The 19,652-nt window shown below is 72.9% G+C and carries 16 protein-coding genes and 1 pseudogene; 9 read left to right on the forward strand and 8 right to left on the reverse strand.

Features of this window, described 5'->3' with window-relative positions; genetic code table 11:
• Positions 1 to 160: 160 nt before the first annotated feature.
• The 5 genes from ABZ340_RS05155 (at position 161) to ABZ340_RS05175 (ending at position 5,402) form a co-directional block, all read left to right on the forward strand.
• Positions 161 to 841: a helix-turn-helix domain-containing protein gene (locus ABZ340_RS05155; protein WP_358780366.1), complete on the forward strand. Its 681-nt coding sequence runs from the start codon at positions 161 to 163 to the stop codon at positions 839 to 841.
• On the forward strand, positions 838 to 2,256 hold the full coding sequence (locus tag ABZ340_RS05160) for an MFS transporter (RefSeq protein ID WP_358780367.1): 1,419 nt from the start codon (positions 838 to 840) through the stop codon (positions 2,254 to 2,256). The genes ABZ340_RS05155 and ABZ340_RS05160 overlap by 4 nt, the downstream gene beginning before the upstream one ends.
• A 239-nt stretch (positions 2,257 to 2,495) precedes the next feature.
• A complete protein-coding gene (locus ABZ340_RS05165; RefSeq protein ID WP_358780432.1) occupies positions 2,496 to 3,608 on the forward strand; it encodes a glycoside hydrolase family 43 protein in 1,113 nt (370 codons plus the stop codon).
• A gap of 1 nt (position 3,609) precedes the next feature.
• Positions 3,610 to 4,668, forward strand: coding sequence for a rhamnogalacturonan acetylesterase (locus ABZ340_RS05170; RefSeq protein ID WP_358780368.1), 1,059 nt, complete (start codon positions 3,610 to 3,612; stop codon positions 4,666 to 4,668).
• Between the two features lie 209 nt (positions 4,669 to 4,877).
• Positions 4,878 to 5,402, forward strand: a complete 525-nt coding sequence (locus tag ABZ340_RS05175; protein ID WP_358780369.1) for a hypothetical protein — start codon at positions 4,878 to 4,880, stop codon at positions 5,400 to 5,402.
• A 182-nt stretch (positions 5,403 to 5,584) separates the two neighbouring features.
• Here ABZ340_RS05175 and ABZ340_RS05180 read toward each other — a convergent pair whose 3' ends face one another.
• The 4 genes from ABZ340_RS05180 to ABZ340_RS05195 form a co-directional block, all read right to left on the reverse strand.
• Positions 5,585 to 6,685 carry a glycosyltransferase family 4 protein gene (locus ABZ340_RS05180; RefSeq protein WP_358780370.1) on the reverse strand — a complete coding sequence of 367 codons (1,101 nt, stop codon included), beginning with the start codon at positions 6,683 to 6,685 and terminating at the stop codon, positions 5,585 to 5,587.
• A gap of 352 nt (positions 6,686 to 7,037) precedes the next feature.
• A complete protein-coding gene (locus ABZ340_RS05185) occupies positions 7,038 to 9,182 on the reverse strand; it encodes a glycogen debranching N-terminal domain-containing protein (RefSeq protein ID WP_358780371.1) in 2,145 nt (714 codons plus the stop codon).
• Positions 9,183 to 9,419: 237 nt separating this feature from the next.
• Positions 9,420 to 10,178, reverse strand: a complete 759-nt coding sequence (locus tag ABZ340_RS05190) for an alpha/beta fold hydrolase (RefSeq protein WP_358780372.1) — start codon at positions 10,176 to 10,178, stop codon at positions 9,420 to 9,422.
• The gene (locus ABZ340_RS05195; RefSeq protein WP_358780373.1) at positions 10,171 to 10,767 is read right to left on the reverse strand and encodes a TetR-like C-terminal domain-containing protein; all 597 of its coding nucleotides are present in this window, start codon (positions 10,765 to 10,767) and stop codon (positions 10,171 to 10,173) included. The genes ABZ340_RS05190 and ABZ340_RS05195 overlap by 8 nt, the downstream gene beginning before the upstream one ends.
• A gap of 920 nt (positions 10,768 to 11,687) precedes the next feature.
• Here ABZ340_RS05195 and ABZ340_RS05200 point away from each other — a divergent pair.
• On the forward strand, positions 11,688 to 12,161 hold the full coding sequence (locus ABZ340_RS05200; RefSeq protein ID WP_358780374.1) for a carboxymuconolactone decarboxylase family protein: 474 nt from the start codon (positions 11,688 to 11,690) through the stop codon (positions 12,159 to 12,161).
• Positions 12,162 to 12,321: 160 nt separating this feature from the next.
• Positions 12,322 to 13,245 (forward strand): RNA polymerase sigma-70 factor, encoded by a 924-nt coding sequence (locus ABZ340_RS05205; RefSeq protein ID WP_358780433.1) that lies wholly within the window; start codon positions 12,322 to 12,324, stop codon positions 13,243 to 13,245.
• A gap of 215 nt (positions 13,246 to 13,460) precedes the next feature.
• Here the strand turns inward: ABZ340_RS05205 and ABZ340_RS05210 are convergent, their stop codons facing one another.
• Positions 13,461 to 14,117, reverse strand: a complete 657-nt coding sequence (locus tag ABZ340_RS05210) for a DUF4328 domain-containing protein (RefSeq protein WP_358780375.1) — start codon at positions 14,115 to 14,117, stop codon at positions 13,461 to 13,463.
• Between the two features lie 380 nt (positions 14,118 to 14,497).
• The gene (locus tag ABZ340_RS05215; RefSeq protein ID WP_358780434.1) at positions 14,498 to 15,751 is read right to left on the reverse strand and encodes a D-arabinono-1,4-lactone oxidase; all 1,254 of its coding nucleotides are present in this window, start codon (positions 15,749 to 15,751) and stop codon (positions 14,498 to 14,500) included.
• Between the two features lie 289 nt (positions 15,752 to 16,040).
• Here ABZ340_RS05215 and ABZ340_RS05220 point away from each other — a divergent pair, with 289 nt between their 5' ends.
• Positions 16,041 to 17,360: a radical SAM protein gene (locus ABZ340_RS05220; protein ID WP_358780376.1), complete on the forward strand. Its 1,320-nt coding sequence runs from the start codon at positions 16,041 to 16,043 to the stop codon at positions 17,358 to 17,360.
• An 82-nt stretch (positions 17,361 to 17,442) separates the two neighbouring features.
• Positions 17,443 to 17,673 (forward strand): annotated as a pseudogene (locus tag ABZ340_RS05225) (MBL fold metallo-hydrolase); the annotation flags it as partial.
• 8 nt (positions 17,674 to 17,681) lie between these two features.
• Here the strand turns inward: ABZ340_RS05225 and ABZ340_RS05230 are convergent.
• A protein-coding gene (locus tag ABZ340_RS05230; protein WP_358780435.1) for an IS5 family transposase occupies positions 17,682 to 18,496 on the reverse strand; the annotation gives its coding sequence in 2 pieces (ribosomal slippage) (positions 17,682 to 18,151 and positions 18,151 to 18,496; 816 coding nt in all).
• 63 nt (positions 18,497 to 18,559) lie between these two features.
• Entirely contained in the window at positions 18,560 to 19,534 is a 975-nt protein-coding gene (locus ABZ340_RS05235) for an AraC family transcriptional regulator (RefSeq protein WP_358780377.1), read from the reverse strand.
• Positions 19,535 to 19,652 lie beyond the last annotated feature (118 nt).

Below are 19,652 nucleotides of genomic sequence, written 5' to 3' on the forward strand. Positions count from 1 at the left end.
CACGGGCGCGTAAGGCACGGGCGCGTAAGGCGTGGGCGCGTAAGGCTGTCCGGTCTCGTCAGCGGCGCGGTGCCTGTGACACGGGTCGCCGGCAAACTTTCCAAAAAGATTTCTGCAAAAATTCTTTTGGAAAGTGTCCGAGTGGCCCTACCCTCCCGTCATGGTCAGCGAAGAGCAGAAACGCGTACTCGATCCCGAGCGGGACGCGGCGGCCCTCAAAGCCCTCACGCACCCCCTGCGCATCCGGTTGCTCGGGATGCTGCGGCAGGACGGCCCGGCCACCGCGAGCGAACTCGCGGCCAGGACCGGGGAGACGTCCGCTTCCACCAGCTATCACCTGCGGGTGCTGGCGAAGTACGCGTTCGTCGCCGAGGCCGAGCACCGTGACCGGCGGGAGCGCCGCTGGCGGGCGGTGCATTCCGTGACCTCCTGGAGCAACCGGGCGATGGAGGCCACGCCGGGCAGCCGCGCCTGGGTCGGCCTGTCGCGCCGGGCCCAGATCGAGCACCTGGAGGAATCTCTCGCCCGGCACGAGGCCGACATCGCCGAGGGACGGCTGGGGCGGGAGTGGGTGGAGCCGTCCGGAATCAGCGACCTGATGCCCCGCCTGACCCCCGAGTCGCTCACCGAACTGTGGGAGGTGCTCGACCGGAAGCTGGAGGAACTGGCCGCCCGCGACGCGGAGGACCCGCGCGCGGCACAGGTTGTGTTCCTCGCCGCCGGGCTGCCCCTGGCACCGCGCGACCCCGCCACCGCGGCCGATCCCTCCGCTGCGGCCGACCTCTCCGCCGCGGCCGATACCTCCGCCCCGGAGGGGGCGGAGGGTGAGGACGCGTCATGACCGGGCCGCCGGACATACGCATCGCACGCCGCCGCTACGCCACGGTCTGCGTTCTGTTCTGGCTGCCGCTGGGCCTGAGCATCGCTCCTCTGGTCCTGCTGCTCACCGAGCGCGGCATGGCCATGGGGGCCATCGCGGGTTTCTTCGCCGCGCACTCCCTCACCGCCGCCGTGCTGGAACTGCCCACAGGAGGGTTGTCCGACGTCCTCGGGCGCCGCGTCGTCCTGGCCGCCGCCGGCCTGCTGAACCTGGCCGCCTTGACCCTCGTGGGCCTGGGCACCGCTCCCTGGCTGCTCGGTCTCGGCGCGGTGCTGATGGGCACGGGGCGTGCCCTGTCCAGCGGACCGGCCGAAGCCTGGTACGTCGACACCGTCCAGGCGCACGCCGGCCCCGATGCCGAACTGCGCACCGGACTGGCCCGCGGTGAATCCGCGACATCCGCCGCCCTCGCCGCGGGCACCCTGCTCGGCGGCGCCCTTCCCTGGCTGCTCGGCCGCGGCCCCGGCCTCGGCGCCGGACTGGGCGGGGCGACCTCCGGGCTGGTGCTGCCCCTTTCCGTCCCGATGCTGGTGGGCGCGGCGGTCGAGACCGCCTTCGTGCTGTACGTCCTGACCGCCCTGCGGGAGCCGCCCCGGCCGGCGGTCACCTTGCGCCATGTCCTCCGAGGCGTCCCGGCGACCGTCGTGGGCGGACTGCGGCTGGGGGGCCGCGATGCGCTGGTCCGCAAGGTGTTCCTCGGCGCGGGGGCCGCCGGCGGCGCCCTGGCCACGATCGAACTGCTCACGCCGGGCCGTGCCGCGGCCCTCACGGGCGCGTCGGAGTCGGGGGCGGTGCTCTTCGCCGCGCTCGCCTGCGCCGGATTCGTCTGCGCGGGCATCGGCAGCCACCTCGCGCCGCTGACCGCCCGGCTCGCGGGCAGTGGTGAGCACGCGGTCCTGGTGAGTCTCGGCGCGAGCGCGAGCGGCCTGCTTCTGCTCGGCGCCACCGCGGAGTTCACAGGAGCGGGTCCCACGGTCCTCGCGGCCACCGGCTACGGCCTGTTCTATCTCGGGCTCGGCGCGGCGGGGCCGAGCGAGAAGGATCTCCTGCACCGCCGTGTCCCCGGTTCGGGCCGGGCCACCGCGCTGTCCGTCCAGTCTCTCGCCCTGCAACTGGCGGGAGCGCTCACCGGCTTGGTCGTCGGTGCCCTTCCCCCGGGCCCGCCGCCCTGGCTGCTGGGAGGCGCCGTGCTGCTGGCGGGGGCTCTGCTGTGGATCCGCCGGGGCGGGCCCACGTCCCCCACCCCGGCGGCAACGCCTCGGCCGCGCACCGTACCGTCCTTGCCGACGCCGCCGGACCCGGCCCCTTTCGGCACCGTGCCGGCCGGTGACGCCGGGAGCGACGCCCCGGAACCACGCGAACGCGCGGATGGCTGAAGGCGTTGCGCAGGGTCGCGCGCACCGGCTCGTGCGCGCGACGCTCATCGCCGACCGCGATGACCTCGGCGGTGTCGGCGGGACGGGAGGTGTCGGGTGGAGGGTGCAGGAAGCGCTGTCCCTTTTCTCGTCCGGCCCGTTGACCTTCCGGCGGCCCGCCCTTACCTTTTCGGCGTTCGTAATCACAGATGCAGTTCGGTATGCCGAACGGACTGCGCTTCTCGCGAGAGGCCGCCCGCATGAGCCGCGCCGACGACCTGCCCGACGCCGCCCCCGATCGCCGACTCGTCCTGAAGGGCGCCGCCCTGGCCGCGGGCGCCCTGGCCGCCGTCCCCGGCACGGCGCACGCCGCCGCGCCCGGCACCGCTCCCGGCGAGATGTCCGCCCGGCGCCCGAAGCCGGCGCCGTACGTGAACCCGCTCGTCCGCAACCGGGCCGACCCGCACATCCACCGCCACTCCGACGGTTTCTACTACTACACGGCGACCGTCCCGGAGTACGACCGCATCATCCTGCGCCGCTCCCGCACCCTGAACGGCCTCGCGACCGCCGCCGAGTCCGTCGTCTGGCGCGCGCACCCCACCGGCGAGATGGCCGCGCACATCTGGGCGCCGGAGATCCACCGCATCGGCGGCAAGTGGTACCTCTACTTCGCCGCCGCGCCCTCCCACGACGTGTGGGCGATCCGCATGTGGGTCCTGGAGAACGCCCACCCCGACCCGTTCCGGGGGACCTGGGTGGAGAAGGGGCAGATCAAGACGGCCTGGGAGACCTTCTCCCTGGACGCCACCACCTTCACCCACCGGGGCACCCGCTACCTGGCCTGGGCCCAGCACGAGCCCGGCATGGACAACAACACCGCCCTGTGGCTGTCCGAGATGGCGAACCCGTGGACGCTGACGGGACCTCAGGTGCGGCTGTCCACACCGGAGTACGACTGGGAGTGCGTCGGCTTCAAGGTGAACGAGGGCGCCTCGGTGATCGCCCGCAACGGCCGGCTGTTCATGTCGTACTCGGCCGGCGCCACCGACGCCAACTACTGCATGGGCCTGCTGACCGCCGACGCGGACGCCGACCTCATGGACCCGGCCAACTGGTCGAAGTCGCCGGTGCCCGTCTTCACCAGCGACGACGCCACCCGGCAGTACGGCCCCGGCCACAACAGCTTCACCGTGGCCGAGGACGGCCGCACCGACGTCCTCGTCTACCACGCCCGCCAGTACAAGGAGATCGACGGCGACCCGCTGCACGACCCCAACCGCCACACCCGCGTGCAGAGGCTCGGCTGGAAGCCGGACGGCACCCCGGACTTCGGCATTCCGGTCGCGGACACGGCCCTGGGCGGTGCGTGAGATGAGACGCGCGTACACGCGCCTGCGCCTCGGCGCGGCGTCGGCGGTGGTGCTCCTGAGCGCCGGGCTGTCCGCCGTACCGGCCGGGGCCGAGGAGGCGCCGCGGCCCGCCGGCATCGAGAACTGCACCGCCGGTGCCTGCCACTTCGACGTGCCGCCCGGAACGTACGACGTGACGGTGCTGCTCGGCGGCGACGCCCCGTCCGCCACCGCGATCGGCGGCGAGACCCGGCGGTCGCTGCTGGCGCAGACGGCCGTCCCGGCCGGTGAGCGGGTCGCCCGCAGTTTCACCGTGGACGTCCGCACGCCCGAGGGCGAGCCCACCGGAGCCGACGGCACGCCCGGCCTGGACCTGGTGATCGGCGGGGACGCGCCCGCGCTCGCCGGGATCCGGGTCACCCCGGCCCGGCACGCCCGCCGGATCTTCCTCGTCGGCGACTCCACCGTCTGCGACCAGCCCGGCGACCCGTACGCGGGCTGGGGCCAGCAGCTGCCGCGGTACCTGCGCAAGGGGCTGTCCGTGGCCAACCACGCCGACTCCGGGGAGAGCACGGTCAGTTACCTGGCCGACCCGCGTCTGTGGGGAACGGTGCGGTCGCTGATCCGGCCCGGCGACCTGGTGCTGATCCAGCTCGCCCACAACGACAAGACCACCGACGAGCCGGCCTACCGGGCCAACCTGGAGGCGCTGGTGGCGGGCGCCCGGGAGCGGGGCGGGCGGCCGGTGCTCGTCACCCCGGTGGTGCGGCGCTGGTTCAACGCCGACGGCACCCTGGACAACGGCACCGCACTGCTGGTCAACGGCCTCGGCGTCGACCATCCGGCGGTCGTCCGCTCGGTCGCGCGGGCCCACGGCGTGCCGCTGATCGACCTCACCGCGCGGACCAAGGCGCTCGTGGAGTCCCTCGGCGTCGAGGACTCCAAGGCGCTGTACCTGACGCAGGAGAAGCGGGACAACACCCACACCTCCGTCCACGGTGCCACCGTGTACGCGGGCCTGGTGCGCGACGCGCTCGTCGACCTGGGTCTGGTGCCGGAGGGCAAGGTGCGGACGGAGTGAGGCCGCGGGGCCGGAGAACGGCCTGGGGGCGGGCCGGAGAGCAGGCCGGAGAACGGGTTGGTGAGCAGGCCGGTGAGCGGGCCGGGGGCGATCCGGGGGCGGTCCGGGAGGCGGGAACTTCCCGGTTCCGTCGCGCGTTGCGGAGGGCGACCTGATTGTTTGATGTGTGACACGACGGCGGCGCCGTCGTCGGGGGAAGCGAGCAACCCATGGCCATGGTGGGCCTGTTCTGGATCGCCGAGGGCGACGTGTACGTGGGCGCGAAGCCGTCCGGCCTGGCTCCGGGGGTGCGCCTGGCCCCCGAGGGCGTGGTGGCCCTCGGCGACCGGCAGTCCGGCCTCCACCTGTGGGAGGACGTGCACGCCCTGACGGTGGCGGACGTCCCCGTGAAGACCCTCAGGCGGCAGGTCGGCGCGGTCAGGGACCTGGCTCTGGACACGGTGCTGAGCCTGACGGCCGGGGGCCCGGCCCTGACGGACGACGCCCCGGCGATGATGACGGTGCGCGTGGGAGCACGCGACGGCGACCGCGAGCTGACCGCCTACGTGGCCGCGGCCGTCGGCTACTCCCCGAAGGAGGTCGAGCTCTCCCGCGCCCTCCTGTCCCGCCTCACGGAGGGCGCCGCGACGATGGCCACGACGCTGGCGGCGATGTCGCAGTGGGGCCGCGCCTGGGAGGGAGGGACCCCTCGGGGGGCGCAGCGGGAGGCGCTGCTGCGGGAGTGGGTGGGCTGACGCCCCCGATCACGAGCGGAGCCGGCTGAGGGACCGGGGTGCCCGGGTGCGGGCGCCCGCCGGGGAGACCCCGGCCCGCGACGACGGCCCCGGACCGCGATGTTCCGGTCCGCCGGGCCGTCTCTGTCGTGGACGCCGTCGACGTCCTCCTCGCCATGGGGAGCGGAGGACGGGGAGACGGGTCAGGCGACCGGTGCCATGTCCTCCCGGGTGGGGACGGTCCCGGTCAGCGGCGTCGGGCCCGGCGTGGCGGCCAGCACCCTGCGGTAGACCGCCTCGTACCCGGCCGCCATGGTGTCCGGCTGGAAGTGCTCGATGACGTGGTTGCGGCAGTCGCGGGAGTCGATCGCGCCCACCGCCTCGATCGCCTCGGGCAACTCGGTGACCTGGTCGCGGACCAGGCCCGTCACGCCGTCGGCGACGACCTCCGGGACCGAGCCGCGGCGCAGCGTGACCACCGGGGTGCCGCACACCATCGCCTCGATCATCACCATGCCGAACGGCTCCTCCCACTGGAGCGGGAACAGCAGGCAGCGCGCCCGCGCCAGCAGCCGCTTCTTGCGCTCGCCGGTCACCTCGCCGAGCCACTCCACGCCGGGGCCGAGGCGCGGCTTGATCTCGGCCTCGAAGTAGGCGTGTTCGGCGGGTTCGCTGCACTTGGCCGCCAGCTTGATCTCCCGGCCGGCGGCGAGGGCGGCGTCGATGGCGAGGTGCATGCCCTTGTCGGGGGTGCAGCGGCCCAGGAAGAAGACCCAGTCCTCCTTGTCGCGCCGGTAGGGGAAGTCGCCGGCGCGCAGCGCGTTGTGCACCGTGCCCGCCCAGTTCAGGTCGGGGGCCTGGGAGCGCTGCGAGTCCGATATCGCCACCAGGTGCACGCTGTCGCCCAACTGCCGGTAGTAGTCACCCGGTTCGCCGTCCAGCGGGCCGTGCGTGGTGACGACCGTCGGGACGCTGCGGCCGCGGGCGAGCAGCGGCCCGGCCAGGGTGTGGTCGTGGACGACGTCCACGTCGAGGTCGTCCAGGAGGCGGCCGGTGGCGGCGGTGTGCCACACCTCCGGCAGCGGCTCGCCCAGGCGCGGGCCCTGCGGCACGTCGTAGGTGCGCAGCATGCGCTGGGCGCGGGTGCCGTTGCGGCCCGCCGCGATCAGGGTGACGTCGTGGCCACGGGCCACCAGCGCGTCGGTGAGGTCGGCGCACATCGCCTCGATGCCCCCGTAGCCGCGGGGCGGGAGCTCGAACCACGGCGGCGCGACCATGGCGATACGAAGCGGCCGGTTGCTCAACGCAGCTCCTTTCCTTCGGTTGTCTCATACGGTCGTCCCGTACGGCGGTCCGCCCGCCGCGCCCATGCCTCCGCGCACGGCACGGCGGTGCCTCCGCCTCGCCGGGTGCCTCTCCGGGTGCCTCGTCGGGGCCTCGCCGGGGGCCGAGGGCCGGGGCGTGCCGTGCCATGCCCGGATGCGCGGGCAGGCGGGGACGTGCGGACGGTGGGACGGGTGGGGCCGGCCGCGGACGGCGTCGGCCGCGGCGGCGCTCCGAGGGGGGGAAGTTCTCAGGGGAGGGAGGGTCCGGGGGAGGAAGGGACCGGGGGAGGGAAGGACCGAGGGAGGGAAGGACCGAGGGAGGGAAGCCTGGTCAGCCCGGGTGCGGGGGGTCCACCGCCGGGCACGCGCAGGGCGTGTCGGACAGCCGCATCCCGGACGGGAGGCCGGTGACACGGGCACCGCCGTCGCGGCCCACCGCCACGCCCACCCGGGCGGTGCCCACCGGTACGTCGGTCAGGCGCAGCGCGCCGTAGCGGGCCGGCAGCGCGGGGTCGAGGCGGACCACGCCGTGCGGCACGCACACCTCGGCGCCGAGCAGCACCCGCAGCAGGTACAGGGGGGTGGCGGAGGCCCAGGCCTGCGGGGAGCAGGCCGCCGGGTAGGGCACCGGCTGGGCATACTCGGTGCGGTCGAAGCCGCACAGCAGCTCCGGCAGGCGCCCGCCGAAGGCCGCGGCGGCGTCCAGGACGGCCTCGGCGACGCGGCGGGCGTGGGCGGTGAAGCCGTAGCGCCGCAGGCCCGCGGCGACGATGCCGCTGTCGTGCGGCCACACCGAGCCGTTGTGGTAGCTCATCGGGTTGTACGCGGCCATGGTGGTGGCCAGCGTGCGCACGCCCCAGCCGCTGAACATCTCGGGTGAGAGCAGGAGTTCGGCGACGGCGGGCGCCTTGCCGGCGTCGACGATGCCGGTCCACAGGCAGTGGCCCATGTTCGAGGCCAGCGCGTCGACGGGGCGCTTGTCGCCGTCCAGCGCCTCGGCGTACCAGCCGCGTTCGGGCAGCCAGAACGTCTCGTTGAAGCGTTCCTTCAGCAGCCGTGCCCGCTCGTGCCACTTCTCCGCCCCGGCCGGATCGCCGGTGTGCTCGGCGAGCAGGGCCCGCGCCCGGTAGGCGGCGTAGACGTACCCCTGCACCTCGGCGAGGGCGATGGGCGGCTCGGCGAGCCGGCCGTCGGCGCTGTTGACGCCGTCCCAGGAGTCCTTCCAGCCCTGGTTGGCCAGGCCCCGGTCGGTGGAGCGCCGGTACTCCACGAACCCGTCGCCGTCCCGGTCGCCGTACCGCTCCACCCACTCCAGCGCCCGGTCGGCGTGCGGCAGCAACTCCCGTACGGCGTCGGGGTCGACGCCCCAGCGGCACAGTTCGCCGAGCAGCATCACGAACAGGGGGGTGGCGTCGACGGTGCCGTAGTACACGGTGCCGCCGAGCGCGAGGGACGCCTCGACGCCGAAGCGCAGCTCGTGCGGGATCTTGCCGGGCTCCTCCTCGGTCACCGGGTCGGTCTTGGTGCCCTGGTGCCGGGCGAGGGTCTGCGCGGTGCCGAGGGCGAGCTGCGGGTCCAGGGGCAGCGCCATCAGCGCGGTGAGCAGGGAGTCACGGCCGAACAGCGCCATGAACCAGGGGGCGCCGGCCGCGACGACGGGCGTGTCGGGACGTTCCGGGTCGAAGATGCGCAGGGCGCCGAGGTCCTGGCAGCTGCGGCGCAGGGTGAGCGCGAGCGACTCGTCGCCCACCTTCACGCGCGGCCCGGTCGCGCGCCACTCGGTGTTGCGCACCGACGGCCCGGCCTGCTCCACGGGCCGTTCCAGCGGGAACGACGTCGGCGTCTCCACCCCGTCGATCACCGGCGTGACCAGCACGGACGCCCGCCAGGTGCCGCGCGGTGGCACGACCGCCCGGAAGGTGAGCTGGCCGGGGGAGCAGATGGCGTCCTCGGCGGCGATCCGCACGCCCCGGCTCTCGCCGCGCCACTGGCGGCTCATCGCCAGCACCCCGTCGCCGTAGTCGACGCCGTACTGCCCGCGCGGCGCGACCCGGCCCTCCTTGACCTCGAACAGGTCGGCGAAGTCGGCCTCGACGCGCAGGGTGAGCACGCAGGCCGCGGCCTCGTTGCCGAGGTTGCGCAGCACCAGGTCCTCGCGCATGCCCGCGCCCACGAACCGGCGCCGCTCCACCAGGACGGTGGCCTCGCTGTGGCCGGGGCGCGGCCGGGCCCGGCCCAGGAACAGGGCCTCGTACGGCTCCTCGGCGATGACGGAGAGCGGGTCGACCTCCTCGTCGTCCAGCCGCAGCTGCCAGCCGGAGAGGATGCGGGTGTCACGGTGGAACAGTCCGTGGGGGGTGCCGGGTGCGAGGTCCCCGCCCCGCTCGGACAGGCAGAACGACGATCCCTCGATCAGCGTCACCGCATCGCTGCCGCCCTGCGTCGCCTCCCCGGCGAACGTCCAGCCCGCGCCCATCGATCACCTTCCCGTCACGACAGCCCAAGACAAGACCAGCCAAGCCAAGCCAGGCCAAGACAAGCCAAGATCAGGAACACGGGCACCGCGTCACGGAGCACGCACGTGCACGCACATCCACGCACGTGAGCACGGAACCCGTGAGAAGAGGGTTGATCGGTCATTGTTTATACGACGCAGCTCAACTTTCCTGCAAGTGGCCGCAGGGGCCGGCGGAACGGCCGCCGCCGGTGCCGTTCAGCCGCCCAGCCGCTCGGCGACGCGCTCCGCGAACTCCTCCGGGTGTTCGATCGCCCCGAGGTGCCCGCCCGGGAACTCGGCGAAGCCGCCGCCCGTGCGCTCGGCGAGGAAGGCGGCCGTCCGGTACGGGAGTTGGTTCCGCGAGTCCGATCCGGCGGCCAGGGTGAGGCGGGAGGCGCGGGCGCGCAGGGCGTCCAGGTCCGGGGTGTACGCGGTGAAGGGGCGCACGACACGGGCCAGGAAGACGCCCATGGGGTCGGCCGGCTCGTCGGTGGCGGAAGCCGGTTCGCCCAGCTGCTCGAGCAGGGCGAGCCGCTCCCGCGCTCCGTCGGGCAGCACGGTGGCGGTCGGCGGCTCGTGGGCGATGACGTGCCGCAGCCGGTGCGGATGCCGGGCGAGCAGGTCGAGGGCCGCGATGCCGCCGGAGCTCATTCCCAGCACGTGCGCCTGCGCGCCGTCGGCGAGCACCGCGTCCAGCACCCGTCGCGCGCCCTCGCTCCACAGCGCCACCCGCTGCTCGGGAACGGGCAGGCCGAGCCGCCCGTGGGCGAGGCCCAGCGGGTCGTACGTCACGACCGTGAACCGGGCCGAGAGGGCGGCCGTCATCCGGTCGAGCCCCATGGGGTGGCCCGCGCCGCCGGGGACGACGAGCAGGACGGGGCCGCTGCCGGAGACGTCGTAGTGGTCGGGGTGGTGGTGATGGCCGGGGTGGTCGGGGTGGTGGTGATGGCCGAGGGGGTGGTGCCGGTCAGTCATCGTCCGTCTCTTTCTCCGGCTCCGCGCGGGGCCAGTTCTCCAGCGTGATGTGCAGGGCGTCGATCGCCTTGTCCCATGAGGCCCGGACGTCACGGGCGGCACCGAAGCCGCCGGCCGACTCCAGGGCGCAGTAGCCGTGGAAGGTGCTGCGCAGCAGGCGTACGGCGTCGGTGAGGTCGGGCTCCCTCAGGCCGTAGGCGCGGAGCATGCCGTAGGTGATCTCGGCGGTGCGGCGCAGGGCGGAGGAGGCGGCGGCGAGGTCCTGGTCGATACGGATCTGGGTGGCCGCGTACCGCCCCGGCCGGGTCAGCGCGTACTCCCGGTAGGCGCCGGCGAAGGCGGCCAGCGCCTCCTTCCCGGAGCGCCCGGCGACCGCGGCGGCGATCTCGTCGATCAGCTCGCCGCCCGCGAGCAGGGCCAGACGGGTGCGCAGGTCCTGGAGGTTCCTGACGTGCGCGTACAGGCTCGCGTCCTTCACCCCGAAGCGACGCGCCAGCGCCGACAGGGTGACGTTCTCGAAGCCGGCCTCGTCGGCGAGATCGGCGGCTGCCGCGACGAGGCGGTCGGCGGTGAGCCCGGCGCGGGGCATGGGATGACCTCCGGAACGGAAACCTAGGGCTCCTAGAAAATAGCCTAGATGACCGAGGTTTGTGGTGGCGGCGGTCACAGACGATCGGTGGTGCCGTCGGCCCCTCCGGCCGGACGGGCGCTCGATACCCGGTGGAGCCGCTCCACGGCGTCCCGTACGGTCGGTCCGTGGTGATCAAAACCGGAGGCCCCCGCGGCCTCGGCCTCCCCGCCCCGAGGCGCGGCTGCGCTTCGACGCGGAACAGCAGGAGACCGGCGGCGGGCCGCGGCGCCGCCTGCTCATGGCCGACGACGAGCCCGCGTTCGAGCTCAGCTTCTTCTGCGGAACGTGTCCGCTGCTGTTCCGCCGTCTGGAGGGCGCGAGGGAGACGTTGTCCCTGGAGAGCGTGCAGAAACGGCTCACCGGCCCTCTGGACGAGCCGGACGGCGGCGTGATCGAGGCGTTCGGTGCGCTGCTGCCGGAGGGCGAGTGTCTTCCGCTGCTCCTGAGTGTGGTCCCCCGGCGTGGAACGAGCGGGAGCGCGTCAAGGAGTACGCCGCGCTCATGGAGCGGGGAACGGCCCCCACGGCAGTGGCGGTCTCCACGCTGGACGTGTGCCGGCCCGCCCTCGACCTGGGAGACGACCCTTGCACGCACTGGGGACTGACGCACTTCCTCCTCGACGGCCACCACAAACTGGAGGCCGCTGCCGCAGCCGGCCGGCCGGTGCGGCTCCTCTCGCTCCTGGCCCTGGGCGAGAGCCTGGCCGAAGCGGAAGACCGCGCCCGGCTGCCTGCCCTGCGCGCCCGGTCCCGCCCGGCCCGGACGTCCGGTGCCCGAACGGCGGCGAAGAGACGCGGGTCACATCCGTCCGTGTCACAGGGCTCCGGGCCGTCTCGTCTCAGGGGGTGTAGCCACTGACGACCACGGAGGAGCACACCATGAACGCGCGCCTGGACTACTTCGCCGGCCCGACCGCGGGCAAGGCCCTGAAGTACTTCATGTCGGCGGGCAAGGCGCTCAAGGACTCGCCGCTGCCGGCCGCGACGCAGGAGCTGGTGGCGCTGCGCGTGAGCCAGATCAACGGCTGCGCCGTCTGCCTCGACATGCACACCAAGGAGGCCGCCGCTGCCGGCGAGACCCCGGTGCGGCTGAACCTGGTCGCGACGTGGCGGGAGGCCACGGTCTTCACCGAGGCCGAGCGCGCCGCGCTGGAGCTGGCGGAGGAAGGGACCCGGGTCGCGGATGCGGCCAGGGGCGTCAGCGACGAGGTGTGGGCATGCGCTGCCAAGCACTACGACGAGGAACAGCTCGCCGCCCTGGTGATCCTGGTCTCCTTCATGAACGCGGTGAACCGGCTGAACATCATCACCCAGCAGCCGGCCGGCGGCTACGAGCCCGGACAGTTCCACTGAACGGCATCGGCGACCGGCCCGGAGCCCGGCTGCGGGCCCCGGGCCCGGGCCCGGTGGCGTCGGCGCGACCACCGGTGGCCCGGGTGAGCACATGAGCACAGAGGATGTCCGCGCCGACGAGTGCGGCTGGGCGGGAAGGCGCCCGGGGAGGGGTTTCGTCGTGAACAAGGCCGAGGAGTTCGAGGCGCTGCGTCCGCTGCTGTTCTCGATCGCCTACCGGATTCTGGGCAGCGTGGGTGAGGCCGAGGACGCGGTGCAGGAGGCGTGGCTGCGCTTCGACGGCTCGGCGGCCCAGGTCACGTCGGCCAAGGCGTTCCTGTCGGCCACGGTGACGCGGATCTCGATCGACGTGCTGCGTTCCGCGCGGGTGAGGCGGGAGGAGTACGTGGGCCCGTGGCTCCCCGAGCCGCTGCTCAGCGATCCGTACCAGGATCCGGCGCGTTCGGCGGAACTGGCCGACTCGGTGTCGATGGCGGCGCTGCTGCTCCTGGAGCGGCTCAGCCCGCTGGAGCGGTCGGTGTTCGTCCTGCGGGAGGTGTTCGGCTTCGGGTTCGACGAGGTCGCCGCGGCGGTGGGGCGGTCGGAGGCGGCGTGCCGGCAGCTGCTGGTGCGGGCACGGCGGCACATGCGGGCCGGGCGGCCGCGGTTCGAAGCGGACCGCCGGGAGCGGCAGGAGCTGGCGACGCGGTTCTTCGACGCGCTGAAGGACGGTGACGTGGGCGGGCTGCGGAATCTGCTGGCCGCCGACGTCCAGATGGTCGGGGACGGCGGCGGCAAGGCCCCGCAGCTCGCCCGGGCCGTCAGCGGGGCTGAGAACGTGGCCCGGCTGCTCGCCTCCGTGTTCCCCCTGATGGCCCGGGTCGACGTGACGTTCGAGCCGCGCGAGATCAACGGGCAGCCGGGCGCGATCTTCCGCGACCGGGACGGCAAGGTGCTCCACATCCTGGCCCTCGAGGTGCTCGACGGGCAGATCCAGACCATCCGCTCAGTGATCAATCCCGACAAGCTCGGCCACCTCGGTCCGGTCGCCGACGCCTGGGCCGTCGACCGCGCGGTGAAGCAGGCCCGCGAGCGGCGGAAGTGACCTCGGGACCGGCGCGGGCCGGCTCGTTCACCGGCGGCCCGGGGCGGCGGCCACGGGGCTCTCCGCTCACCGGCCCGGCCGTTCGCCCACCGGCTGGAACACCCGGTCGCCCCGGGTGCCGCGGAGGGCGGAAGCCGGCCGGTCGGGCGTGCGTGGAGGGCGAGTACGCGGCCGGAGCCGCCGCGGCCGTCCCGGTGCGATGGGCGCCGGTCCCGTCATGCCCGCGCGTACGGGCCCTCGGCCGCCATCGTGTTCTGCATCGCCGTCAGCCTGCGGACGAAGAGGACGGCGAGTACGCCGGCGGCCACGGTGACCAGGTCGGCGGCGATCCCGAGCAATCCGGCCGAGAGCAGTTCGTCCACGGTCTCGGCCGCCATGTAGGTCTTGCCGGCGACGCGGCCCATGATCGCCGCCAGGACCCAGACCGCCCACCAGGAGGTCAGCAGGGCGGCGGGCGCCGTGCGGTCGGAACCGTCGGGGCCGCGCTGGGTGCTGGCCCGCCAGGTCTGCCGCGCGATCCGATGGGGCAGGAACAGGTTCGCCACGGGGACGAACCAGGCGCCTATGGCCCAGCCGCGGCCCAGGGTGAAGACGTCGGGGCGGAAGACGCCGCCGTTGCTCCGCACCCGGTGGAACCAGACGATGAAGACGACGATCGTGGGCAGCAGCGTGAGGAACTGGAGCACTCCGGCGAGGAGGGTGAGCGCGGGGGACAGGCCGAGTTCGAGATCGTCGAAGGAGGTGCTCCCCGCGAACCCCCGCAGCCACGACTGCTCGTACGCGCCGGCGCCGGCGGAGAAGAGGTGCGCCGCGGTCGCGGCGCCGAGCAGCCAGGTCAGGGCTGTCGCGAGGCCCTTCGGGGAGCGCAGCACGCCCTGGGGCGCCGGCGGAGCCGCGTGGACAGGCCCGCCGGGATAGGGGTGGGCCTGGTACGGAGCCGGGCCCGGCTGCGGAAACGGCTGCGGATGCGGAGGCGGCGGTGAGCCGGGCGCGCTGAAGGACATGACGGTGGACCCCCCACGGGAACGGATGACAAGAGAACGGGTGACATGCGGACGGCCCCGGCCGGTGGGCAAAGGCCCCGGAGAAGATATGCCGGTCCCGTACCCGGAGTCCAGGAGGTTTCCGCTGGTCAGAACGTACGGAGGGCGGCGCCGACCGGACCGCCCCCACCTTCCCGGAAACGGGCACGGCGGGAGGGACCGACGGGAACTGCCGGGCCTTCCAGGGCTGCCGGGCCTGCCGGGGGACGTCACCCGCCCAGCACGCCCCGCACGAACGCGTTGGTGAACTTCCCCGCCGGGTCCAGCTCCCGTGCCAGCGCGCGGAAGTCGCCCAGCCGCGGGTACCGCTCGCGCAGCACCGCCGCCGGCGTCGTGAACACCTTGCCCCAGTGCGGGCGTGCCTCGAAGGCGTCCAGCGCATCCTCGACCCGCCGCACCACCGGCAGCACCGCCCCGGTGTCCTCGACCCAGGTGAAGTGCACGGCCACCGTGTCCCGCCCGTGGGACGGGCTCAGCCACTGCTCGTCGGCGGCCACCGTGCGCACCTCGCAGGTCTGGAGGACCGGTGCCACCGTCGCCCGTATCGCGTCCAGCGCGCGCAGCGCGCCGAGCGCGTGCCGGCGCGGCATCAGGTACTCCGACTGGAGCTCCGCGCCGCTGCTCGGGGTGAACTCGGCCCGGAAGTGCGGGAGCCGTTCGTGCCACGGGCCCGGGACGCCGGACTGCTCGGTGCAGTTGACCGCGGGCATGCCGGGGACGGGATGCATCTTCCCGGTGGCGGGCGTGGCCCACGGGAAGCCGGGCAGGGGCTGGTCGGTGCGCCGCTTGAGCCACACCTGGCGGAAGCCGGGCGCCCGCCAGTCGGTGAACAGGCTCACGCTGTAGGCCGACGCCACGATCGTCTCGAAGGCGGCGGAGTCCAGCCCGTCGAGCGGCAGTTCCGTGAAGACGTACTGCTCGACCTCGAAGGCCGGCTCCAGGTCCAGGGTGAGCGCGGTGACCACGCCGAGCGCGCCGAGGGAGGTGACCGCCCCGCCGAACCGCGCGTCCCCCCGCCCGATCACCACCGTGGAGCCGTCCGCCGTCACCAGCTCCACCTCCCGCACGGCCGACGCCAGCGGGCCGTTGCCCACCCCGGAGCCGTGCGTGCCGGTCGCCACCGAGCCGGCCACCGAGATGTGCGGCAGGGAGGCCATGTTCGGCAGCGCGAGCCCGTGCGCGTGCACCCGGCGGGCCAGCTCCGCGTAGCGCACCCCGCCGCCGACCCGCACCGTACGGGCGGCGGTGTCCACGTCGGTCTCGGCCGGCAGCGCGGCCAGCGACAGCAGGACGCCCTCGGCGCCGGGCTCGGCGATCTCGTTGAAGGAGTGCCCGCTGCCCAGCACCCGCACCGCCGGGCTCTTGGAGACCAGGGCCCGCAGCGCGTCGAGCGAGTGCGGCCGGTGCAGTTCCCCGGCCGCGTAGGTGATGTTCCCGGCCCAGTTGGTCACGGTCTCGGCCACGGCCTCGGTCCCAGTCTCGGTCTTGGTCATCCGGTCGCCCCTTTCCGGGGAGTCGAGCACCAGCAGGTCACCGCTGGAACCTATCCCGGCGATCGGCCGGTGCCGTCCCCCGGGCCGGAGCGGGAACGGATCCCGTCGCCCGCTCCGCGTGGAAGCGCCCCTTCCGCTGCCGCCGCCCGGCACCCCCATACCAGGGCACATCGTGTGCCGTGGGGGGACCCGGCGCCGATGACGCGAAGGCGGGGGCATACCGTGAGATGTCGTACGCCTGAGCCGGGAGGAGAGACGGATGGACAGCCGTACCGCGCTGGTCGAGGATCTGATGGAGCGGTTTCCGCACGTGCCGCGGGAGGCCGTCTTCAAGGAGGACCTGCTGCGGGGCGGCGTGGCCTTCGACCCCTCGGCCCTCAGCGACAACGAGTCCGGGGAGGTGAAGCCGAAGTCGTACTTCATCTTCTCCTTCGACCACGGGACCCTGCCCGAGCTGGGCGAGGCCGCGCTGCGCCGCCCGCCCGAGGAGATCATCCTCACCGGCGGCCCCTACGACCTGCGCCGCACCGTCGTCTCGGTCCGTGTGAACCCGTCCTCGCCCTACCGCGTGGCCGCGAACGAGGACGGCGTGCTCGGCCTCTACCTCGACGGGAAGCGGATCGCCGACGTCGGCGTCCCGCCGATGCCCGAGTACTACCGGCACACCCTCTCCAACGGGAAGTCCGTCATGGAGGTGGCCCCCACCATCCAGTGGGGCTACCTGATCTACCTGACCGTCTTCCGGGTCTGCCAGTACTTCGGAGCCAAGGAGGAGTGCCAGTACTGCGACATCAACCACAACTGGCGCCAGCACAAGGCGGCCGGGCGGCCGTACACGGGCGTGAAGGACGTCGAGGAGGTCCTCGAGGCCCTGGAGATCATCGACCGGTACGACACCCAGAGGGCGTCCACCGCCTACACCCTCACCGGCGGCGCCATCACCAAGACCGTCGCCGGCCGCGACGAGGCCGACTTCTACGGCCACTACGCCAAGGCCATCGAGGAGCGCTTCCCCGGCCGCTGGATCGGCAAGGTCGTCGCCCAGGCGCTGCCCAAGGCCGACGTGCAGCGGTTCAAGGACTACGGCGTGCAGATCTACCACCCCAACTTCGAGGTGTGGGACGAGTACCTGTTCAAGATGTACTGCCCGGGCAAGGAGCGGTACGTCGGCCGTGACGAGTGGCACAAGCGCATCCTGGACTCGGCGGACGTCTTCGGCGCGCGCAACGTCATCCCGAACTTCGTGGCGGGCGTGGAGATGGCCGAGCCGTTCGGCTTCAAGACGGTCGACGAGGCGATCGCGTCCACCACCGAGGGCCTGCGCTTCTTCATGTCACACGGCATCACGCCCCGCTTCACCACCTGGTGCCCCGAGCCGACCACACCGCTCGGCAAGGCCAACCCGCAGGGCGCGCCGCTGGAGTACCACATCCGCCTGCTCCAGGCGTACCGGCAGACGATGGAGGACTTCGGCCTGTCCTCGCCCCCCGGCTACGGCCCGCCCGGCGCCGGCCGCGCGGTCTTCTCGGTCAGCTCCTTCATGGACAGCCTTCCGGCGGACGAGCCGGTCGGGACCTGAGCCGGGCAGGTGCGGGCCGGGGGTGGGGCCGGGAGGCCGGAAACGCCGTGATGCCATGGATCACGCGTTCTAAGATCCCGGGATGAGCGACGAACTTCTCCGCCTCACCGTCCTGGGGTGCGCGACGCCGTACCCGAGCGTGGACAACCCGTGCTCCGGTTATCTGGTGACGAGCGGGGACACCCGTGTCTGGGTGGACGCGGGGAGCGGGACGCTCGGCCCGCTCCAGCGCCACGTACGGCTGGACGAGCTCGACGCGATCTGGATCTCGCACCTGCACGCCGACCACAGCGCGGACCTGCTCACCGCTTACTGATCATTTCAGAATGAGGTTCGGAGTCGTCGCAAGCAGATGATGCTGCAGGCGAGGTGGAGCAGTCCGAGGTGGAGGTCGGCGCGTATCTCGTAGCGGGTCCGCAGGCGTTTGAATTGGTGGAGCCAGGCGAAGGTCCGCTCGACGACCCACCTGGTCTTGCCCAGGCCGGATCCGTGGGCGGTGCCCTTGCGTGCGATCTTCGGCGTGATGCCACGAGCGTGCAGGAGGCGACGGTACTTGTCGTAGTTGTAGCTGCGGTTGGCGAACAACCGCCGTGGCCGGTGACGAGGTCGGCCCACCAGGCCGCGGATGCGGGGAATGGCGTCCAGCAGGGGCGTGAGCCGGGTGACGTCATGACGGGTTCCGCCGGTCACCGATACCGCAAGAGGTGTTCCGTGCCGGTCGGTGATCACATGGTGCTTGGTGCCGAGGCGGCCGCGGTCGACCGGCGAAGGTCCGGTGTGAGCCCCCCTTTCAGGGCCCGGACGTGCGAGCCGTCGACCGCGGCGTCGTCCATGTCCGGCAGGCCCGTCCTGCGAAGCTTCGCGAGGAGGATCTCGTGCAGGCGGGGCCGGACGCCGGCCTCGGTCCGGTCCCGCAGGCGCCGCCGGCACGTCACCCCGCTGCGGCCGATCGTCTCGGCCGGCACGTGCGCCCAGGTCACACCCGTGCGCAGAACGTAGACGATCCCGCGCAGAGCCGCACGGTCATCCGTCGGCAGCCGGCCTGGATACCGCCGACGCCGCGGCGGACGGGGAGGGAGCAGCGGGGCGACACGATCCCACAGGTCATCAGGCACAAGATCATCCGATACCCGCAGAACTCTGCCGCCCACCAGCCCAACTGCCAAGACCCAGAGCCACAGTCATTCTGAAATGATCAGTTATGTCCCGTGGTGGTCTGCCCGGTCCCGCGGGATGAGGCGGGTTCGCACGGCCCGGCATGCGCGGTACTCGCCGGGTGTCATGTCGAACTCCTTGCGGAACGCGAGATGGAAACCGACCTGGCTGCGGTAACCGATGCGCTGCGCGATGTCCTGCTGGGGCACGGACGTGTCAGCGAGCAGCCGCCTGGCCTCCTGCAGACGACGCATCGTCAGATGCCGCATCGGGGGCTCCCCAACCAGCTCCCGGAACAGCTGCGAGAACACCGAACGGGACATGCCCGCCTCACGGGACAGCGACTCCACCGTCCACGGCTCGGCATAGGAGCCATGAATCGCCACCAGGGCCTTGCTGATGCCCGGGTGGTGCAGCGCCCGCAGCGTGGGCGACTCCTCCGCCAACTGCTCCATGGCGATCCGCAGGGACAGCACCAACACGGTCTCGAACGCCCGGAGCGTGACCAGCCGGGATCCCGGAGCCGTGCGCCCGAGCTCGGAGGGCAGGGAGTCGAGCGTGCGCAAGAGCAGGGGTTCGCCTTCGAGCATGCGGCGCCGGAGCACGATGATCCGGGGCAGCGCCTGGTAGAGCCTCGGCTCACCGATGGCGCTGTAGTGCAGGCTCGCACAGAGCATGAGCGTCTTGTAGGGCGGTGCCCCGACCCTGACGACGCCGGACTCCCCGGGGCGGCAGTGAGGCACCAGGGCGGACAGCGGCCTCGTCGGCGCCTCGGGTGCGGAGGCGAACGTGTGGGCGGTGCCGTGCGGAAAGATCACCAAATCGCCCTCGTGCACCCGCACGGGCGGCGCGCCGTCGCCGAAGCTGATGACACAGCCGCCTTCGACCATGTAGTGGATGATCGCGCAGTTGTCGTCGTGCCCCTTGACGCCCCAGACGCCACCGGCTTTCCACATGCTGTAGAAGACGTCGATCAGCCACAGCGGACGCAGCAGCTCGCTCAGCACGTCGTCATGCACGGACGATCCTTAAAGCAATTCGGCTCATGATTAATTGATCGTAGCCACCGCTTCCAGAAACGATGGGTGGCGAAGCCGGGCTTTTTGGCTGGTTCACGGGGTTGAAGTTCCGGGGGGG

Source organism: Streptomyces sp. NPDC006134 (genome assembly GCF_040628835.1).
Taxonomy (GTDB): Bacteria; Actinomycetota; Actinomycetes; order Streptomycetales; family Streptomycetaceae; genus Streptomyces.

Bases quoted from the DNA above. Each gene is read 5' to 3' on its own strand.
- ABZ340_RS05190 (WP_358780372.1), bottom strand. From the start codon at position 10,178: ATGACTGACCGGCACCACCCCCTCGGCCATCACCACCACCCCGACCAC.
- ABZ340_RS05200 (WP_358780374.1), top strand. From the start codon at position 11,688: ATGAACGCGCGCCTGGACTACTTCGCCGGCCCGACCGCGGGCAAGGCC.
- ABZ340_RS05220 (WP_358780376.1), top strand. From the start codon at position 16,041: ATGGACAGCCGTACCGCGCTGGTCGAGGATCTGATGGAGCGGTTTCCG.
- ABZ340_RS05170 (WP_358780368.1), top strand. From the start codon at position 3,610: ATGAGACGCGCGTACACGCGCCTGCGCCTCGGCGCGGCGTCGGCGGTG.
- ABZ340_RS05185 (WP_358780371.1), bottom strand. From the start codon at position 9,182: ATGGGCGCGGGCTGGACGTTCGCCGGGGAGGCGACGCAGGGCGGCAGC.
- ABZ340_RS05155 (WP_358780366.1), top strand. From the start codon at position 161: ATGGTCAGCGAAGAGCAGAAACGCGTACTCGATCCCGAGCGGGACGCG.
- ABZ340_RS05175 (WP_358780369.1), top strand. From the start codon at position 4,878: ATGGCCATGGTGGGCCTGTTCTGGATCGCCGAGGGCGACGTGTACGTG.
- ABZ340_RS05165 (WP_358780432.1), top strand. From the start codon at position 2,496: ATGAGCCGCGCCGACGACCTGCCCGACGCCGCCCCCGATCGCCGACTC.
- ABZ340_RS05160 (WP_358780367.1), top strand. From the start codon at position 838: ATGACCGGGCCGCCGGACATACGCATCGCACGCCGCCGCTACGCCACG.
- ABZ340_RS05195 (WP_358780373.1), bottom strand. From the start codon at position 10,767: ATGCCCCGCGCCGGGCTCACCGCCGACCGCCTCGTCGCGGCAGCCGCC.